Here is a 2,200-nt window from a genome sequence, read left to right on the forward strand (position 1 = left end):
CCCGACGCATCCCACACGGTTCCCCCACGACAGGGGTCGGTCAGCGACCGGGGTTGCGCGAGGTCGCGACGGCTCCCACGCCGTAGGACATGCCGTTCTCGACGGTGCTGGGGATCTCGAGCGACAGGCCGTTGGAACAACGCACGACGCCCCAGTGGGGTGGGGTCGGTCGAGTTGCCGGTGTTGCCCGACAGGCCGCCCTGGCCGCCAGCGACGACCTTGTCACCGGCCTTGACATCGACGCGGCTCAGGTGACTTATCACGGTGCAGCGGTCGTTGCCGTGATCGATGACGACCTTGTAGCCGTAGCCATAGCTGTCCCACCTCGCGGTGCGGATGACGCCGGGGCCGGTGGCCAGCAGGCGCGTACCGAAGTCGATGGCGTGCTTGTTGTAGGTGCCGAACGTCGCGTTGGCGGCGTTGCGGCTCCAGCTCGGGTCGCTGGAGAACGAGCCCTGGGCGATCGGGTAGGAGGCGCCGTTGGTGAACGGCAGGAAGAACTGGCTGGTGAAGGGATACTGGTAGTCCTGCTGCGGCTGGGGCGGCGTGGTGGGCTGCGGCGCCCGGGTCGGCTGGGATGGCGCATCGGTGCAGGTGGGGACACCCTTCAGCGGGCCGTTCGTGCCGGTGTCGACCCACCCGTCGGAGACGTAGCCACAGCCCGGGATGCGATCCCACAGGTTCGTGCGCCCCAGCGGCCGTCGACCCAGTCACCCTGCACCTGGCACTCGATGGCGACCCGCTCACCGGGGCGCAGCCAGCTGACGCGCGTACCCGTGCGCGGCTCGGAGTTCATGGCGAGGGAGTAGCTCACCGTGGCCACGGCGGAGGGACGGGCGGTGACCGTGCCACCGGCGGCGGCCGCGGTGGCGGTGAGGATGAACTTGGCGAAGCCCTTCATGATGATTTCTCCTGTGGTGTGGGTACGGGCCGATGCAAAAAATGCTGGGCTTGCCACCCCACCATGACGGAGACAATTCCGACGGATCATTCCGATGGAGAATTCCTGGAATCGGCCGTTGGTCCAGTACGCCAGACAGCGGTCTCACACAATGGGGGAGTTCGCCTATTGCCGGTGAGGCGGGCTTCCAGCTGGCGTACGCGGCCCGCGACTTCATCGCGAATGAGCCGCATGCGCTCGGCCCCTCGATGCCGCGGCCCAGCACCACGACGCGGTCGGCGCGGGCGGGGAGCCGGGGATCGATCGGCTTGCAGCGCTCACCCTCGACCGAGGCACCGACCTCGTGCAGGCAATGTGACACTGCCCGATCCCCCCGCTCGCGCGTATCGCCTTGGCCTCTCTAGCCCTGGGGCAAGAGAACTGAATAGCAGCGCATCGGGCGTCACCCGCGAGCGTCGTACGCCTCCCGCGCCGCCAGCACCTCCGTCATGTGGGCCTCGGCCCAGGCCTTGAGCTGCATCACCGGCACCAGCAGCGACCGGCCAAGAGCAGTCAGCTGGTAGTCGACCCGCACCGGCACTGACGCCGTCACCTCCCGCGCCACCAGCCCGTCCCGCTCGAGCGCCCGCAACGTCTGAGTGAGCATCTTCTGACTGACCCCAGCCAGTCGACGCGAGAGCTCGGAATAGCGCAGGCCGTCCTCGCTCTCGCCCAGGGCGGCCAACACCAGCGTCACCCACTTGTCGGCGATCCGGTCGAGGAGTTGACGGCTGGCGCACCCGGCCATGAAGGCGTCGAACTCGCGTCGCGACTGCTCGGCTCGCTGTGAGGCGGACGTGGTGGCCATGACTCTCCTCTGGGTGCGTACCCGACTTTTCGGTGCCTACTTCCTTATAGAGAGTTTGGCTGTCACAGTGGACGATGTCAACCACACAAGGAAAGGAACTCTCATGCGAGCACTCATCGGCCGTGCCGGCTCCCCACTCCCCGTCCTCGTCGACGTCCCCGATCCCCATCCGGGCCCCGGCGAGGTGGTCATCGCCACCACCGCCGCCACCGTCAACCCCATCGATGTCCGCATCGCCGACGGCGAGGTGCGCGAGGCCTTCGGCCTGACGGGCGATGTCGGCCTCGGCTGGGACTTCTCCGGCATCGTCAAGGCGGTGAGCGACGACGTCACCGGGGTCTCGGTGGGGCAACGCGTCGCCGCACTGACCGGCAACCCCGCCGATCCGCTGCGCGCGCACGCCGAACTGGTGACGGTGCCTGCCGGTTCTGTCGCGCCGATCCCCGAGGGCA

At 68.3% G+C, this 2,200-nt stretch carries 3 protein-coding genes; 1 reads left to right on the forward strand and 2 read right to left on the reverse strand.

The genetic code is table 11. The features are described 5' to 3' along the window. Both HMPREF0183_RS13530 and HMPREF0183_RS09655 read right to left on the reverse strand, forming a co-directional pair. A partial coding sequence (locus HMPREF0183_RS13530; RefSeq protein WP_156798235.1) for a M23 family metallopeptidase occupies window positions 1-710 on the reverse strand: 710 nt, incomplete at its 3' end. Window positions 711-1,343: 633 nt separating this feature from the next. After that, complete coding sequence (locus tag HMPREF0183_RS09655) at window positions 1,344-1,748, reverse strand: winged helix-turn-helix transcriptional regulator (RefSeq protein WP_005885516.1); 405 nt, start codon at window positions 1,746-1,748, stop codon at window positions 1,344-1,346. Between the two features lie 103 nt (window positions 1,749-1,851). On the opposite strand from HMPREF0183_RS09655, the gene HMPREF0183_RS09660 reads away from it, so the two are divergent. Beyond that, the coding region (locus HMPREF0183_RS09660) for an alcohol dehydrogenase catalytic domain-containing protein (RefSeq protein ID WP_040348901.1) at window positions 1,852-2,200 on the forward strand (349 nt) is incomplete at its 3' end.

The sequence above is a fragment of the Brevibacterium mcbrellneri ATCC 49030 genome, assembly GCF_000178455.1.
Taxonomy (GTDB): domain Bacteria; phylum Actinomycetota; class Actinomycetes; order Actinomycetales; family Brevibacteriaceae; genus Brevibacterium; species Brevibacterium mcbrellneri.